10 protein-coding genes are annotated in these 17885 nt (G+C 33.3%); all 10 read right to left on the reverse strand.

Annotated elements, in window-relative coordinates:
* Window positions 1-589: 589 nt before the first annotated feature.
* The gene (locus tag ACKI44_RS00005; RefSeq protein ID WP_407420657.1) at window positions 590-1633 is read right to left on the reverse strand and encodes a TIGR01177 family methyltransferase; all 1044 of its coding nucleotides are present in this window, start codon (window positions 1631-1633) and stop codon (window positions 590-592) included.
* Window positions 1634-1647: 14 nt separating this feature from the next.
* Window positions 1648-2670 carry a PH domain-containing protein gene (locus ACKI44_RS00010; protein ID WP_407420659.1) on the reverse strand — a complete coding sequence of 341 codons (1023 nt, stop codon included), beginning with the start codon at window positions 2668-2670 and terminating at the stop codon, window positions 1648-1650.
* Between the two features lie 134 nt (window positions 2671-2804).
* Window positions 2805-4058, reverse strand: coding sequence for a proteasome-activating nucleotidase (locus ACKI44_RS00015; RefSeq protein WP_407420661.1), 1254 nt, complete (start codon window positions 4056-4058; stop codon window positions 2805-2807).
* A 963-nt stretch (window positions 4059-5021) separates the two neighbouring features.
* Window positions 5022-5210, reverse strand: coding sequence for a hypothetical protein (locus ACKI44_RS00020; RefSeq protein ID WP_407420663.1), 189 nt, complete (start codon window positions 5208-5210; stop codon window positions 5022-5024).
* Window positions 5211-5214: 4 nt separating this feature from the next.
* Window positions 5215-6330 carry a hypothetical protein gene (locus tag ACKI44_RS00025; protein ID WP_407420665.1) on the reverse strand — a complete coding sequence of 372 codons (1116 nt, stop codon included), beginning with the start codon at window positions 6328-6330 and terminating at the stop codon, window positions 5215-5217.
* 101 nt (window positions 6331-6431) lie between these two features.
* Window positions 6432-6992, reverse strand: coding sequence for a hypothetical protein (locus ACKI44_RS00030; RefSeq protein ID WP_407420667.1), 561 nt, complete (start codon window positions 6990-6992; stop codon window positions 6432-6434).
* Between the two features lie 36 nt (window positions 6993-7028).
* Complete coding sequence (locus ACKI44_RS00035; protein WP_407420669.1) at window positions 7029-11732, reverse strand: pyocin knob domain-containing protein; 4704 nt, start codon at window positions 11730-11732, stop codon at window positions 7029-7031.
* Window positions 11729-14284 (reverse strand): hypothetical protein, encoded by a 2556-nt coding sequence (locus tag ACKI44_RS00040; protein ID WP_407420670.1) that lies wholly within the window; start codon window positions 14282-14284, stop codon window positions 11729-11731. The genes ACKI44_RS00035 and ACKI44_RS00040 overlap by 4 nt, the downstream gene beginning before the upstream one ends.
* Window positions 14285-14289: 5 nt before the next feature.
* A complete protein-coding gene (locus tag ACKI44_RS00045) occupies window positions 14290-17112 on the reverse strand; it encodes a hypothetical protein (RefSeq protein ID WP_407420671.1) in 2823 nt (940 codons plus the stop codon).
* Window positions 17105-17884 carry a hypothetical protein gene (locus ACKI44_RS00050; protein WP_407420672.1) on the reverse strand — a complete coding sequence of 260 codons (780 nt, stop codon included), beginning with the start codon at window positions 17882-17884 and terminating at the stop codon, window positions 17105-17107. Before ACKI44_RS00050 ends, ACKI44_RS00045 begins: the two co-directional genes overlap by 8 nt.
* Window position 17885: the final 1 nt, after the last annotated feature.

The raw sequence follows: 17885 nt of genomic DNA on the forward strand, positions 1-17885 counted from the left end.
TCTTTCGACTTGCATGGCTTAATCGAATCCCAATAGCAGTAGCATCTGCCAGGATCAAACAGAATTGAACACATAACAGACATAATAAAATAATATTATGAAGTACGCTAAAAAAATATAGACGAGTAAATACACTAAAATATTGATATCAATATTTCACCACATCTACAAAACCAACATCATACTCGAAAAAACTCAAGTACTCATAAAATGTATCGCTACATGCGGAATGCAACCATCATAGTCATGATTGTTGAATACAATTTGACTTAGGTCATCGCCATAATACACATAGCACATCTAATAGACAGAGTTATTTAATTAACAAAATTAATTAAAATATATTGCAAAAATATATTTTTTAAAATAATTCAAATTATAAATTTTCATATTAATAAAATACTGATAAAACACTTCCCAAATCTAATTTAAGAATTGGTTATGAAATTATTTAATAAAAATTTTTTAAAAAAATAAAATGTTCCTTTCATGAAAAAAATAAATAAAAAAAATAGTTAATTCTTAAAATGCAATATTATAAAAAGAGTATATAAAAAAATAATCGTCTAAAAATAACTAGTATATAAACTTAACTATTTTTTTGTGATTTTTTAATGACTGATATGATTCTGGTTAAACTTCTATGCATTTTAATAGCATACTGTTCAACAAGTTCAAAGCCCACCTCATCAATCATAGGATTTAAATCAACATAATGGGGACTTGCCATACACAGATATGCATCTTCAGCCATATTATCATAGATTGCATGGAAAAATTCCTTGAAAATATCGTCTCCATCGATGTCTCCTGTTGAAGTGGATATCCCATAAGGGGGATCTGTAACTACACCTGCTACCTTTTCATACATTTTAAGTTCACGGACATCCAAGTGAAATGTCCTGTAATCCTTTATGCCACAGTAATCCAAATTGATGGCTGTTCCGTTTTTCATTTTCCAGTTGACATCTGAACCTACAACCTTACATCCGATGAGTCCCGCCTCTATTAAAATTCCACCGGTTCCGCAAAACGGATCAAGCACCAGCTGGCCTGCTTTAACACGGGAGAGATTTACCATGCATCTTGCCAGTTTCGGACTCATTGATCCAGGATAGAAAAATGGTCTTTTGTGAGGTTTTATATCTTCGAAATGTTTTTTGTTGAGATGATATTTTTCTATTGCAATATAAATAGTATCTTCAAATGCAACTAATCTAACAAGTGATTCAGGTTCTTTTAAGTTAACCTTTATGTTTTCACATTTTTCCAAAATCAGTGACCCTGCTCTTCTTTCAAAGGCTACGGTATCAATATCTGAACTGAATCTTTTAACCCTTACGGCAAAAGTCTCATCAATATAATCCTGCCAGTCAATTGCCAGCATATCCTCTTCAAAATCGTCTACATCAGAGGTTTTTATAATCTGGTGAACCTCATGGGTATAGCCGAGACGTCTTGTGAGTATCTGATAATATTCATCGATGTTTTTTTGTGATATGTCACTTAATATGACCAGTCCCTCAGTTATTACGTTGAGTGTGGCTTTCATATCTTCACATTCAATAACTGCCTTAAGCTCACCCTGCGGCAATAGAGGATGTTCCTGGGATTGTATACATAAAAGTTCCATCTGCTCACCTGACATTATCTTTTAAATTTATCAAAATGTCTTCTTACAACACTTTCACTTGATTCATCCACATGATTTGTTTCAACTTTGGAATCTTTAGTGTCAAAGTCATCATATTGATAGTCTCTTTGATTATCTTCATAGTAACTGTCATCACTGTAGGAATATTCATCGCTTCTTTGATAATAACGGGAATCGTCTTCATAATCATTTGCCATTGCACGATTAATGTTGTGTTCAAGATTCTCATCATAGGGTTCATATTCATATTTAGGTCTTTGAACGTCCCTATATTCCAAATCTTCAGGGTAATATTCATACTGTCTGCGCTGATACGGCTCCTCCTGTTTGATAGGAGTTATAACAACGTCATCATAATCATCATTCGGATAAATTTCCTGTCTGGATTCGGGATAATATTCCTGATTGGATTCATTATAGTAATTTTGAGGATTTGGTCTTCGATAATCATCCTGAGGGTTTCTGTAAAATCCCATTCTAGGGTCCTGATAACTTCTGTTTCTGGACATGTTTGAAAATATTATCTCTTCAACTTCAGAGGGATTTGAAATATTTTCAATAGCTATCTGATTATTGTCATATGCGCTGAAAACACTTACAGATCCAACATTGAACATTCTTGCAAAAATGCTTTGGGAAGTATTGATATCCTGAATTGTAGCATAGGGCATGTAATTCTTACGGTTTAGAAATACTCCTGATTTGACAATTATTTTGGAATCTGTCAGGATGTATTCCTTGGAATACCATCCGATAATCTGCCAGATGATATATAAAATAATTATCAGCATGAGCACGAAAACGGCAATTGCAGTATACCTCGTTAAAGGCAACTGAATTTGGGATATTAAATAGACCTGCATTTCGCCTATAAATTTAATAACAAACCCTGATAGAGATAAAACAACAATTAATAAGACAACACCTAAAATAGCTTTCTTACAGCCGAAGATTAAGTTAGGCTTAGCCTCATAAATAACTCTCTCATTAGATTGATTATCTTTTTTTCCAAACATAATAATACTATAAGATTTTAATTTTAAATAAAGTTTTACAAAAAAAGTATTAAAAAATAAGCCTCAGCTCGCCCATCATTCATCACCAATCAGAGCTCATAGGGTTCATCATAGGCTTATTTATTAAATGAAATTTATCCAAACATCACACCGGCTTCTTTTCTGAATTCCTCATCATGTTCGGAGTCAACAACCTTATTGACTGCATCCATAAAGTCAGCGACACTTACCTTATCACGTTTTTCACGGATTGCAAACATACCGGCTTCAGTACATACTGCCTTTAAATCTGCACCAGACAAACCGTCAGTCAAATCGCACAGTAAATCGATGTCTGCCTCTTCATCCAATGCCATTCTTTTAGTATGGATTTTAAGAATCTCTTTTCTTCCTTCCTCATTAGGAAGAGGAACTTCAATGAATCTGTCAAAACGGCCAGGTCTTAAAAGAGCAGGGTCTAGAATATCAGGTCTGTTGGTTGCACCGATAATACCGATGTCCCCTCTTGATTCAAAACCGTCCAGTTCAGCGAGCAATTGCATTAAAGTCCTTTGAACTTCTCTGTCACCACTGGTTGAACTTTTAAGCCTTTTAGCTGCAACAGCATCAAGTTCATCAATGAAAATAATAGCCGGAGCTTTTTCTTTAGCCAATTCAAATACTTCACGTACGAGTCTTGCACCTTCCCCGATGTATTTTTTAACGAATTCGGAAGCTACAATTTTAATGAATGTAGCATTAGTCTCATTAGCTACAGCTTTTGCAAGCAATGTCTTACCTGTTCCCGGAGGACCGTACAATAAGATTCCCTTAGGAGGATCTATACCTATTTTTTCAAATAATTCAGGTTCTTTTAACGGCAACTCAACAGTTTCTTTAACCTCAATGATTTGCTCTTCCAAACCACCTATTTGCTCATAGGTAACATCAGGTTTCGTTTCGATTTCCATACCTGAAACGTTTGCATCTTTTTCAGACGGCAATACTTCAACTATACCGAATGTCTGCTGGTTTAGAGCAACTCTGGAACCCGGTACCAATAATTTTTCATCTAAGAATTTTGAGTAATTAACAAGAAAACTAGGACCAGTACTACTTTTAACTGTCATCCTATTTTCATCTAAAACTTCAGTAATCGTAGCTAAAACTAAAGGGGGAGATCTAAACCTTTCAACTTCGGAACGTAGGGATTTAGTTTCTCTTTCTAATCTGATTTTTTCATTTTCAATTAGAACTTTATCTTTTTCTAATTTCCTAACTTTCCACATTAAGTTACTTTTAGCTTTGGATTTTTCTTCACGGACAGATGCAATTTCATCTTCCAAAGATTCGATTTTTTCAATTAACTCCTCTTTTGAAGAATTTTCCAAATCATCAAAATCATTCATGTGAATCATCTCCATGTAAATTTCTACAACTAAGTACTTTTAATAACATTTAGTTATACACTAAAATAACCAATACTTCCTATACTCTCCATATAAAAAATATGAAATTCCTAATATAAAATATTATAGCATTATCAATTTAATAAACTTTATTAAAATTTCACAAAAAAAGAACATAAAATTTATAAACACATGAAAATATAATATACACTAGAATATGTTCACTCATCGTAGTATCTCATATTCTACTGTTTCTCATACTGTACTGTACTGGTGAAACTGAAACCATTCTTGTCAAAGCAGATGTATGGTTAAAAAAATGTCTAAATGTGGGTTTGGTTGCAGGATTATATTAATCTGCAACCTTTTTAGACAAAAAAACTTTTTTTATCAAAACATTAGTAATGCCTAAATTCCATAATTTATTATAGTATGAATACTAAAAACTAATTTTAATAGAAAACAATAACTTCATACAACTGCAAAAAAGGTGATTAATGTAAAAAAAATAGCAATATTTATTTTACCTCTATTCCCCTTGGCAGGAATGGAGGTGAGCAAGATTTCCCTTTCATGGATATTTTTATTCCTGGAAGGTATTATTTTTCTTTTTCATTTGCTTAGTTTAATAAACTAAGATCCCATCCAAATGAAAATTGAAAAAAGAATTAAAATTGTTGACCTGATGAATGGTTCTTGGTTATTATAAAGAGTTCCCACCTCTTGAAGTTCTGTCTAATTCTTCCATTCATTTTTCATATTTTATGATATAATAATAAAACTAATTTTTATAATATTTATATGTTATGAATTAAATTTTCTAAAAAAAATAGACCAGGAACATCATTAAAATGTTCCTGGCCCATCAAAAAATAAAGGAGGAAAAAAATGGTCGCTTATTCCACTAAAAAAAACTCTCCTCATACACAATAAAAAAATGTAATCATAGGAGAATAAGTAGTTTTATTGTACAAAATCTTCATACACTTTCTCAGATTCATCCGTAATATCATACTCATGTCGAAGTTTATTTAACTTAATCTGTTCATCAAGAATTTCATCAGTTAAACCCTCTTCAGCATACTTCTTATTCAATATTCTTTGTTGATTACGTAACTGCACTTCTAATTTAGTTCTTTCAATATCATCCATTCAATCACCCTCTACTAATTATACAAACGCTTTTCTGACTTATACCATTGATGTATGATTGTTGAGTAGCTCTTGATCTACTTTCAATATATCCATAATATCCATTACCGCAACGAGTTCCTAAACTATTTAAGATAGACATCGTACTGTTACAGTTTTTTGCTACCTCATAATGGCCGTCGGAGTTTCTATAGAGTAAATGGAAGAACAATGCAGCAATATCAATATAATGCTGTATTTCATCCCATGTTAAGTCACTTTTGTTCTTCCAAGTCATTTTCAAATTGTACCCATATTTCTTATTAAACCACGCCAAACCAGTCGCCAAACCTTGATGACTTGTACCGCCACTAGTAGTACCACAAACACTAGCCAATGTAGCTTCAGATAATTCAATACCAGTCAGGCGGTAAATGCACTGCATTAAACTATGTGGGCCACATCGTACGGAATTTGTTTGACCTAGTTTTCCAGGACCCTGCACTGTGATATAAGGATATAACTTCACAGGCTCAGGCTCAGGCTCTGGTTGTGGAGCTTCATTAATAGTAATACTATTACGAATCTCTGAAGGCAAATGAAACATATCTCCAAGATATTTAGCAGTAATAGTATAATTTCCAGGATTCAAATTAATATTTAACTTATACAAACCATCCTTATCTGCGGTTCTACGATAAGGAACACCATTCACTGTTAACTCAACATCCCCTAACACACGCCCAAAATCATCATACACAGCACATTGATACATTGTACCATCACGATAAGTCATATTAATATCAGTGCCTTCCATACGTGTTTTACTGCGTACAATAATAGTCGTAAATGCAGTAGCAAGATTATACTCCTCATCCCTAAAAGTAATTAAAGGAGTATATTCTCCAGGATTTAAATTAATATTTAACCTAGCGATACCATCAGCATCAGTTTTTCTTGTATAATCCTCCCCATTAACATTAAAAGTAACCATTTTACCAGATAAAGCAGTGTTTCCTTCATATAAACCTACTTCTAACTGGTCTTTTTCACCATACGTTTTAACTAACTCTTTAGTGATTAATCTAGCATTCTTTTTATCATTCCCTAAAATGCTCTTTATCCAATCTATAAATTCCATTTTTTCACCTTCTTATGTAAATAACAACATTTTTTCAAATCTTTATTACAAGTTCGCCTATAACAACAACCTTTGTGCGGATCAGATTTCTTCATTTTTCTTTACTCCCCGGGAACCGTCCATGAAGCAGAACCACAGAATTGCATTCCAGCACCATTGGTTCTAAAAAATTCAACAGAACCATCAGTTTTCACCCTCAAACGAACATCATTAGGTAAAACATTTCCAATATAAACAGTGAAAGCTGGAGCACACCCTGCGGGAACTGATAAATTTGTGCTAACATACTTATCCACATCTAGTTTGTTAACAGTCCATGGTTCCACAGTTAACACTACAATATTACCTGATTTGCTAATTTTAAAAAGACTATGCATATATGGTTCTTCTACAGCAATCAAGTTAGGTAAGTCATCTGCTTTTGCAAAATAAGATGAATCATGACCATCCAACAAGTCTGCATCTAAGCCACTATCGGATCCATCTACATTCTTGATCTTCGATAGTACTTGACTTGGAGTATCAGTAGTACCGTCAATACCATTTCGGCCTGCTGGTCCTTGTATTCCTTGCTCGCCTTGGTCTCCTTTATCTCCTTTTTCTCCTTTTTCTCCAGTGTCTCCTTTGACACCTTTTATATTTCCTATTATAGCACACGGCATTTTTTATCACCTTTAAAACTTTTAAAAAAAATCAATTTAACTAACATTTACATGACACATTCCAGATGCAACAATCCTATTAACTGAATCAGCAAAATATACTCTAATATTGTATATACCAGCATTACTTACTGTCATTGCATACCAACCGTACGATAAAGTATATTTTGTAAATGATGCACCATTATTAAAGTCAACATAAACATAACCCTCCAAGTAATCGTTATTTTGGTCAGTACATCCAAAATATATTTTATTACCATGAACCATTGACATATTACTTAAATCAGAAGGTGCTTCAGTAGTATTGTTATTATACCCAATATATGCTTTAAACACTCGTGCATTAGATATAGCAGTATTTAATACTTTTCCTTGTGCTGCTGATAATGCATTTGTTGTAGAATTAGAAGATAAACTATTTTCAACAGCCGGAATATTAGAAGCACTTGCTACTTCTTGCCATGAACTCCATGCAGTTTGACCATTATTATATGTTCTCCAAAATATTTTCGGTGATGATTTATCAACTTGATAAGCCTCCTGAACAACTTTACCTCCAGTATTATTATATACAAGCAATATCATTGCTTTTGAAGTTGTCCACGGTTTTGTACCTGCCAAATTACCAATATTATTACCATGACAATAATACTTTCCTTGGTCAGCTTCTGTATTTAAATTATCTAAATTATAATCATTCGCAGAAGCACCCATTGTTATTGAATCAATAAAGGATTTTTTTGTTACCGTAGTTGCTAATTTACTACTTTCAATAGTAGAATCTGCTATGTTTCCATTAACAATAGTTTTACTCAAATCATTTGTGAGTTCAGATAATTTTGTAACTTTGTTTGCTCCAGTCGCAATTCCTGCTAATTTTGTTTTTTCGGTAGAACTAAATCCTGTATATGTTGATTGTGATAATGGGTTTTCTGTTGTTCCAGTAGGCAATGTATCAATGTGAGTGTCTAATTTAGTAACTCCAACATTTGTAAGACAATTGTCTACTTGTATATATGCTCCCCCATATTTATTGGCATGTCCTTTTCCAATAATAAGATTCCAAGTTCCTGCACTCACCTTATAAAGATAACATGGCAAGTCATAACCTGAATGAGTAATGCTCGCAAGTGTAGGGTCTGCAGTAGCAACATTTAAGAATTTTACCTGAACAACACTTTTTTCAGTTCTATCCCTTTGATAAATTGTAAAAACAATTGGTGTATCTTGATATCCGGAAAAAAATTGTATTTGTGCTACTCCAATATATCCTGCACTATTATCAGTTCCTTTTACGAAGAAATCAAAATGTGGATGTTGATGGTCTTCTTTCGCATATTTATCACTTGTTCCAACAGTCCCGACAATACTATCTGTTTTTGGTGTTGCAGTCGCAATCGTTGGAATATCAGAAGTCCAAGCGATTTCTTTCCAAGCACCCCATCCAGTTGTTTCTGTTGCATTATATGCTCCAATACGAACAAAAGTTTGTGGGTCAGAAGTGTTATAGAATGTTAATGTTTGTTTAACACCATATCCATTAGTCTGATTTTCTACTAACAAAGTGAATGCTTTCCGCGTATTATTCGGTAGATTATCAATATATGTTGTTTCAGTATTGTCTTTATTATAATAAAATCCAGGAGTAATGTATTTATTTAAATTATTATGTTCAGATTCTGTTCCATTAAGAATGCGGGTTTTGAATCTATTTGTTAATTCAGTATTTAATACTTTTCCTTGTTCTGCGGTTAATGCTTTGTCAGTTCCACCAGTAGTCAAGTCATTCACTAATTTTACAATACCCTTTGCACCTGTGGATGATGTCGGCAAATCAGATGCTCCATGTGAATGGGTTGGCAAATCAGATGCCTGTACATTTACTGTTCCAGTTATATGTCCTTCAGAATCATATGTCAACTTTTTAAAATTACCTGTTATATCAGCAGTAACAGAATTGCTATGTTTTAAACTTGCTCCATCTTTTGTCAATCCTGTACCTGCTCCATTAACATATGTGGTTGAATCTACACTACCATCTGCTTTAAGGAATTGTGAAGATGTTCCACCATCTTTAATAATTTTGCCAGGGAATGTAACATTTTGATTTTCATCAAATGTATATACATGACCAGTCTCTGCTAATGTTGATGGAGCGGTCCAACATGATTCACCAAATAATCTTATTTTTTGTACATTAAAATTATAACTGCCGATTGTTGTACAAGTAAATGTTAATCTAATATTTTGTATTCTTGTACCATTAGTTTGATTTGCAAATCCTCCAAATGTTAATGCTAAAGGTATACTATTCCATCCAGAGTATCCACCAACATTGTAAGTATCTACAGTTGTCCATGTTGTAGGAGTACCATATGTTGAAGTTTCTATTTTACATTTACAACCACTACATCCACCTGTTGAAAAATAAATCATAAGTTTTCTTGTATATAAATAAATTTTACTTGCTACATTTGGTTCACCAGCTTTTAATGTGATTCTTAATTGATTATTTACTGATTTTGTAGCTCCATTACCTGCTTGGAAGCCAGCAGGATAAAGTTTTGTTGTAACAAGCTTTTTTTTATTTGTTTTACCTGTTGCATCAGTAGCTATTTCAGTCCATGTGTTACCATTATCTGTTGAAGATTCTATAATAATATTATCTTCGGTTAAATATGCTAAACGATTCGTACTAAATTCTTCATACATTGCCATATCTAATGGACTTACTTGATTTGCTAATGCGACACCTTCCCAATCAATATCTGTGTCATGATGAGTATGTCCATTATAACTTATTTCAGTCCATGAACTCCAGTTTCCAGTTGTTTTGAATCTTGTATAAGTTTTTCCATTGTTAAGAAATGTAAACACTTGTTTAATATATGTATTTAAACCAAATGCCTGCACAAGTAACACATATCTTGAACCATAAGTATCATCTGGAGTATGTAAAGATGTTTTGTTTCCGCCACGATTACCAATGTAGAAACCAGTGCCATATACTAAATCCAAATCATAAGGGTCATTTACTGTACCATCAATTTCAATAACTTTGGGAATTCTATCATCAGCCAATCTTGAATCTGTATCTTTAACATATCCTGTTAAATCAATATCTCCGGCTATAATATCGTCCACTTCTTCTTTTGTTGCTAAAGTGTCTATTTCTGCCTTGATGACTTTATTTTGTACTGGGTTTGTAGAAGTGCTTGATAAACTTGAATCCACAGTTGTTTTATTAGCACCTGTAGCAATACCATCTAATTTGGTTTTATCTAAACTACTCATTAAACCATTGGCAGACTGAGTAGCAACATCAGTAGATGCTCTACTAGTGTCAGTTGGGTGGACATGGTCGGCTTTCGCAAAAGTAGATAATGAACCTGCACTTTGAGTACCATCCATCTTAATATTAGAAGCAGTACTGTTAGCTGTTGGAACTGTTGGTTTTGCTTCAGTTGTAATTTCTCCATTTCCATCAGTTACAACATTTTTACTTGCATTATCTGTTGTTCCTACTTTACCGTCGTTTTGTAAGTTTCCATGAGCATGACTAAAATCACTTATCTTATTTTTAGTGATTGAAGTTACTTTATCATTTGTAACTGCACCATCAGCAATCTTAGCAGTAGTAACATTAGAATCAGCAATCTTAGCAGTTGTTACATTCCCATCTTTAATTTTTGCTGTTGTAACATTTCCATCTTTAATTTTTGCAGTAGTGACATTAGCATCTTTAATTTTTGCTGTTAAAACACTATCACTAGCAAGTTGGGTTGATCCAACACCCCCATCTTTGATTTTAAATTGATTATTTACAATTGTTAATGTAACTTCATCCGGAGGATAAGATCCAATATCTTTCGCACGTAAATACAAATGTTCATCTGTTGCAGTATTATCTTTTGAATTAACAACCCAATCAATATATATGTCACCCACTTCATACCCATTTACAGGTTGATTTGCAGTAGTACACGTTTTAACTGAAGTAGATTTCACAAGAAAGTCTTTAGGAATATTAATTTTAACTCCAACCTGTGACCCATTCTGTTTTACAACATATGTAGCAGCATAACCCTGTTCAGCTGAAGATTGCTTTTCAACAGTCACTACTTTTTCATCAACAGCAGTTTTCAAAACTTTCCCTTGATATGCTGATAATGCAAGACCATCTGCATGGCTTGCTTGAGTTAAACCATTTATTGTTTTTACATGCCCATATTTAGAAGTTGAACCAAGACCATAGGTATTAGCTGTGCTTGCATGGTTTTTTATGGCGTAACCTGCATCAATCTCTGCTTTTGTGTAATAATTATCCAGATGTTTTACTGCAATATAATGGCCGATTTCCATTTCAAAATGATTTTCACCTTCTGGATCTGCAATATAAAGATATAATGTTCCTTCTAGTTCACCAGGTGTTTCAACATGATGGAATATTGGAGGATGTTCCTCATCATTGTAGTACACATAGAGTTTTCCGTCTTCATCATTTCCAAACAGTGTGAAAAATCCTGGCGGGGGTATTTGAATATCTGCACATTCATTGTTCGCAATCATCCCATATAATTCATTGATTGCAGAAGTTACATCATTTGCTCTTGTAGCGAGTGCTCCTTCGTTCACAAAGTCTTCTAATGATTTTACATGCGTTCCTAACTTTGTTACTCTTAGGTTTCCGCAGGTATTATCTAGTTTATCTTTTTCAGCGTTTGTTAATTTAGTCATACAATTGCCTCCCTGGAAACGTTTCCAATTTTTAATTTGGAATCTGATTTGATTTTTGGATTATACTTCTTCTCTGTAATTTGTGCCTTGAACACCATACTATCGGGTAGTTTGATATATACAAAGTCTCCAGCTTCTAAATCCAAGTTTTCTTCAGTTAAATCTACTTCAATATCCTCTGATTTTTCTAACCAATTCGTATTATCACCAGAACCATTTAATTTTTTCCAGCAACCAATTAAAACCTCTTCAATGGATTGTTCTGAAGTTTCAAAAGGCTCTAATTTGGGATTGTCATTTGTCATGTGAGTATAATAGAAATCTGCTGAGGTTATAGGAGCATGAATAAACATGTCACCTTTCTCTTTTACATAAGGGAATGGTGCTAATTCATATAATTTTACGGAATCTGATTTTAGACTTTTTAATGTTGCTCCTTCGATTTTTATACTTATATCTCCATGCCATGAGTCTAATTTTGAGTTTTCAGTTAGTATTTGGTTTAATCTTATTTTAGTTTCATCCTCTCCGTTATTGTCATCATTAGCTGTGACTTCTTTGTATTCTTGATGTACTTCCTGTATCGTTTCGGTGCGTGTTTCTTCGGTGGTTGCTTCAGCAGGAGTTAATTTTACTCTAGCACATTTTCCACCACCCCATTTGTCGCCACCACAGTATCCACAGTAGTCTGCATCACATCCACCTTTTTTCATACTGCAAGTTATTTCACCTTCATAAACGCCTTTAGGATTATCAGTTAATGTACCAGATTTGTGACAGTTCGGACAGTAATTTTTCCATGTTTTCGTGAAACGTTTATAAGGTGTTTTTGGATAGCCGCAGCAACCACAGGAAGGCATCATATTAACCGTTATAACATCATTGGCAGGAACAGATTCTGTAACTTCAACTTCTTTTTCTTCAATTGTTTCAAAGAATTTCATGAAAACGATTTCTTTTTTATTGAAATCGATTGTAATATCTGTATCATCCTGTATTAGATTCACATCACGGAATCCTATTACGAAAGATTCTGGTGTGTTTTGACTAATATTTTGTTTAGATATTGTTATAGTGATGTTTTCTGCACCCGCCGTCTTTGTGAGAGTCATTACAGGGTATGATTCACTTATATAATTATTTAAATCATACATGTTTTTCCCAGGTAAAGGATTAATTGGTGTTTGATAGGGAATGTTATTTGACTCACTGGTGTTTTGAGTGTACACGTAAGGCATATACTCATAATTATCATTATCTACAATGCGACGTACATTATATTGTACTTCAGATGGTAGAAGTTTGTTTAACTTCGGATAATCTTCAGATCTACAGACCACTTTCTTTTTTGTAGTTAAATATTCTGCAAATATGTAGATTAACCATTGAAAACTTAATCTTCCATGAGCTGTTGAAACAGTAGTGTTAATATGGCCTGTTTTTGCTATATAATCCTGAACACTATATGATAAATTGTTAATCTCTGTTTCTTCAAAAACACAGTTTAAACGGTCACTTGTAGTGATGTTTGGAGGTTCAACAATGATTAAATAAATATTTTCATCAGGATTTATCAGGTATTTTGTTGCCATATCCAGAAATTGACTCATTCCGACAGGTATGACTTCAGTTCTTATGTCATAATCCTCTTCATCCTCTTTTTTTACTTTAATCTTGAAACTCATAGGAATAGTATCCGGAATAATGCCAAAAGTAGTAATCTTTTCATGCAGATTTTTAGCAGCAATTAAGAAATCCTCTTCAAGGACATTATAATTCACATAATAAGGCATTATTCTTTCGTTGTTAATGTCCAAATTATAGAATTGTTGTAAAATCTTGTTATAATCTACATTACTATTGTTTTCTGATTTGATAATCGGCATGATTCCCAATGCGTTTTTGCTTTCATCACTACTATATTCCAGTTTATTAGTATTTTCACCTACAGTAACCCTTTCCAGGAGCTGTGAATGTGTTACTCCATAGTTTTCAGGTTTAAGCAGACTTACTTTTTTAATGATTTTATTACCATCCAAATTATAATGGTATTTAAACATTAATCCTGTAGCATTTTCAATCTCTTTAAGAAGATTATACTTTGTAATTGTTCCCTGGACAGTAACATACTTCTTGTCATAGCTTATTTCAGTTAAATCTGTAGCGTCAACAGTGTAAAAACCTTTGAATAGTAAGTTTAACATGTTGAAAGATATTTTAATTGTTTTTCCTGAAACATACTGTTTGAAAATAGGATCACTAATATAGAAAGGTTCACAGTTATTCATCTCATAAACTAACTCTTCAGCTTCTAAATGAATGAGATTATCTACAAAACCTACTTCAACTTCAGTGTTAATTACGAATAATATATTATCTATTAGGAGTTTGTTTCCTTGTTTAAAGAGGTATTGGTCTTTTTTCACATCTGTTAATTCACAATCAAAATCTAAAGACCTGTATCCTCCGTAAGTGTCTGTGATTTCAACACTTGCATCTGCATCATCCATGAATTCCAGGATGTTTTCATCATGATCTAAAATTACAATCACCCTAATCACCCTTTTAATTCATAGTATTTTACTTCAGAAATTTTACAATTGACACTAGTTGTGAAATCAAAATAACCTGATAATGTGAAAAAATCACTGTCTAGTGTAATACAATTAGGATCTATACCAAACCATTCGCCAAAGGATTCATAGGAAAGTTTACGATTTCCACAGTCAAGTTTCAACAAAGTGTTTAATGGTAAATTATCAATGAATTCACCTGTTAATGTTAATTTTTGCCCTGTTTTGCTTTCAATTAACATTATTTCACTATCATGACTTAAAATGTAGAATAATATTACAGGTTTTACTTTTCCCATGTGGCCTGTATGACCTGTTGCAGCACTTTCTGTTTCATGCAGATTGCGAGCCAGTCCTGAAGGTACAATCAGTTCAACTTCACATTCATAAGCACCGTCCACAGCTTCAGCATCCATTGTATCTTCGATATAATAATCATAACCTACGTCTGGAGCGTAAAAGAAGCTGATAGTTTTTAATATTGGATTATCGAGACTGTCTCTTTCAGGATATAACCATTCTACAATATGTTGTAAAGTATCGTTGAGCTCTTCGATAGTTGCACATTCACAGGTGGTGAATTTAAGTTTTAATTTGTTTTCTTTGATGTTTATCCTGTTTGGATATTCGCCATCAGCACCATCTACTTTAAATGTGTTAATATCATAGTTTGCTCCTCTTGGAATTTCGGAATCTGCCATTAGGTCTAATTGATAATACTTTGAAGAAATTCCATCAACAAAGAATTCCCAACAGTCATTATTCAGCGTGTAATATAAGTGTATTCTTATATTTTTCATTTGAACGTTCAATGGTGTTTGATTATCATATAAATCATCAACTTGCAGATAGAACACTAGGTCTTTTAATAGACTGGCGATGTCTGTAAACCGTAAACCTAACGTTTCAAATTTACCTCCGAACTTGAATGATTGAGTATTTTCATCAATAGTTAAACTTTCAGAACTAAAGTCAAATTCATCTATACCATTGTGGCCAAAACCTAATGTAAGACCAATATTTTCTTCAGCAGAAATATCACCAGTAATCTCCAAACCGTGAGGTATCAAATACTCATTATCCTCCAAACCCATCCAATCAATCAAATCAAAATAATGCTTGCTTGACGGATTCTTTTCCGGAGGTTCTAATAAAAGATTCGTATAATCATCATTTGTAATAAGAGCATTCAAATCCTCAAAAGCCAAAGCAGGATACTCATAACCATAATAATAATCAGCATGAATCACAAAAAGATTACCAAACTCAATTTTACCCTGATCAACTTCAATATAATTACCATAAAACCTGAAAGACAACTTCCGGGATTCATCATAAGTGAATTTAACAGCCAATAACTGCCAGTCCCCAATTTGAGTTACTTTGGATGTGAATTTCTCACCATTATTCACTACAGAAGCACGGGCATTTTTCATACCTTTAATAATGTTGTTTGTTCCTGTTACACGGCAAAGACAGCCGAAAACATATTCCTGACCGTCTGTATGATACATGTTTTCTAAAGTGAATAAAGGAGCATTTAATTCTGTGTAATACTCTTCATAGTCAAACTCTTCATTTACGTTTACTTTAATCCGTGTTACGCCATTCCATGCATTAGAATAACATATGATTTGAGCATCTTCTAAAACAGTACTGTACAACCTTAATTGAACATCGAAATAATTATTGCCATCCCATTCAGTGATTGTTAAAGTCTTAGTCGAGGCATCATATCCTTCTAATGTGCCTTCATATTGCAGTTTATCAAAATCCAAATGAACCTCTAACGGTGTGCGGGCATTATTCTGCACTGTTAAAGTGAATAATGTATAATGTCTACTGTTTAAACTCTGTTTTATAGCATTTTCAGAAACTTCACACATTAATAATTCAGCTTTCTGATGTACGATATAGACCGTTTCAAAATGACTATGCTGTGACTCACCATTAAGATAAGTGAATGCATTAACATTTTCATTTCCAGAAACACTTGGAGATGACGGTGTAACCTTAAATGTTAATCTAGCTTTACCATTCACAGTTTGAGCAGCCCATCTCTTAGTACTGGTATTATATGTTCCGTTTCCTTCAATACTTCCAGGTACAATACGCAAACCCGAGGTGACATCAACAACTGCATCAACAACAGCATTACTTATAGCATTATTAGATTCAATAATCTCAACAGTAACTTTAGTTTCCTGACCATACTGAATCTTATACATGTCAAAACTAACACTAGGAATGTAATTAGGAGTAATATATTCAATATTCAAACGTAGATAATTCATTTTAACATAAGCAGGATTCGCTGACGTGTTCATAGGCAAATCAAAATTAACCCTAACATCCGCCAAATCCTCTGCTGTAAATTTTAAATTATCAAACTTCAAACTATACTCAGTAACAACATCTTTTGGTGGAGCATTTCCAGGTCCAAACAAACCTAAAGTAGGTATACTAATCACTGGTTGGCCAAAACTACCATGACCCATATTAGGATAAGCAAATTTCGCATAAGCATACTCAACAGAAATGCTTTTTATACGAGCATTTCCTGGAATATGATCAAGTACATGGAAATTCCAAACTTCAATCTGTGAAGGTTTATACCGTCCACCATTAACAGATGACACTGCATTAATATAGTTTGCACCGGGGTTTTCATTACCCCAATGAGCAAAATAGGTAGTGTCATGTAATACTTGAATATCTTCCATTTCACGATAAATACCCGTATTACCATTTACATTACGCATTCCACTATTATTTTCCCATGTTGGATATAATGTTACTCTAGCCATTTTTAACAAAACCTCCATATGTCTGGTCAAATAATAAGCAGTTTAATTCCATGCTAAAGTAATCGTTTTTCAATATTCCTGCGGTATTAGTGTATCTGCCCACACCGTTTGGGAAGCTGAATTCAACACTCACATATTTAGCATTGGATGGTATATTTGTTGATTGGACATTACAACGTCCACGATTTCCCGTTCCAACGTTTGCAATATCTGCTATTTCCTGGCTACTGATATAGTTATGATTAGCATCAAAATAAACAAACCCTACTTTAATGCTGCTGATGTGCGGTGAGGCTTCATAAGTAGTACTGAACAATATTCTAGAAGTACCATTAGGTATAGCAACACCAGTACCATTTTGATGGATTAAAAGGTAAAATGGAGAGGTATTATCCACTCCATTAACTAGATAATCATTTTTCACCACTAATTTATAACCATTAGTGAAATTTTGAATAGTAGCAATAGACTCTACCGGATCAAAAGTACTGTCAAAATGCTCACAAACATAAAGAAAACCACCTATAGCATCAATATCTGTTTCACTACAATAAGCAATAGTATCATTGAACTTATTTACTAAGTTAGGATTCTTTGTTAAAGCAAAAGAATAGACATCAAAATCTTCATATCCTTTTGATTGTGTTGGATTCAAGGCCACTTCACATTTATGGCTTTGAAAACCAATATCAGTTTCCAAATAACCATACCTGTAACCTATAATATTACCATGAACACGGCATCTACCAGGATTAACACTTATTTTCTCCATT

It is taken from the genome of Methanobrevibacter sp. (assembly GCF_045646205.1).
Lineage (GTDB): Archaea > Methanobacteriota > Methanobacteria > Methanobacteriales > Methanobacteriaceae > Methanocatella.

Bases quoted from the DNA above. Each gene is read 5' to 3' on its own strand.
- ACKI44_RS00020 (WP_407420663.1), bottom strand. From the start codon at position 5,210: ATGGATGATATTGAAAGAACTAAATTAGAAGTGCAGTTACGTAATCAA.
- ACKI44_RS00030 (WP_407420667.1), bottom strand. From the start codon at position 6,992: ATGCCGTGTGCTATAATAGGAAATATAAAAGGTGTCAAAGGAGACACT.
- ACKI44_RS00010 (WP_407420659.1), bottom strand. From the start codon at position 2,670: ATGTTTGGAAAAAAAGATAATCAATCTAATGAGAGAGTTATTTATGAG.
- ACKI44_RS00045 (WP_407420671.1), bottom strand. From the start codon at position 17,112: ATGGCTAGAGTAACATTATATCCAACATGGGAAAATAATAGTGGAATG.
- ACKI44_RS00035 (WP_407420669.1), bottom strand. From the start codon at position 11,732: ATGACTAAATTAACAAACGCTGAAAAAGATAAACTAGATAATACCTGC.
- ACKI44_RS00025 (WP_407420665.1), bottom strand. From the start codon at position 6,330: ATGGAATTTATAGATTGGATAAAGAGCATTTTAGGGAATGATAAAAAG.
- ACKI44_RS00050 (WP_407420672.1), bottom strand. From the start codon at position 17,884: ATGGAGAAAATAAGTGTTAATCCTGGTAGATGCCGTGTTCATGGTAAT.
- ACKI44_RS00005 (WP_407420657.1), bottom strand. From the start codon at position 1,633: ATGGAACTTTTATGTATACAATCCCAGGAACATCCTCTATTGCCGCAG.
- ACKI44_RS00015 (WP_407420661.1), bottom strand. From the start codon at position 4,058: ATGAATGATTTTGATGATTTGGAAAATTCTTCAAAAGAGGAGTTAATT.